The sequence below is a fragment of the Stenotrophomonas sp. SrG genome, assembly GCF_050031795.1.
GTDB classification, from domain to species: Bacteria; Pseudomonadota; Gammaproteobacteria; order Xanthomonadales; family Xanthomonadaceae; genus Stenotrophomonas; species Stenotrophomonas rhizophila_A.
Map to the genome: position 1 here is coordinate 1 of NZ_JBNBBE010000237.1, position 275 is coordinate 275.

Below are 275 nucleotides of genomic sequence, written 5' to 3' on the forward strand. Positions count from 1 at the left end.
TTGCGCGAGCTGGTGCGGGCGGGATTGGGGGTGGCCGCGGATGCACTGGGCGATGCGCAATGGGTGGACCACGGCCCGCGGTGGTTGGCGTTGCGATTGCGCAGCCGTGCGGCCGTGTTGGCGGTGCGCCCCGATTCCGCGGCGTTGGATGGGCTGATGCTGGGCGTGTTCGCCGCGTGTGGCGAAGGCGACGCGGTGGATGCAGATATTGAATCGCGCGCGTTCATTGCCGGCGAGGCCGCGCCGGAGGATCCGGTGACCGGCAGCCTCAATGA

At 69.8% G+C, this 275-nt stretch carries 1 pseudogene; it reads left to right on the forward strand.

Annotated elements, in window-relative coordinates:
* Positions 1–275, forward strand: a pseudogene (locus ACQG3P_RS19660) (phenazine biosynthesis protein PhzF); the annotation flags it as partial.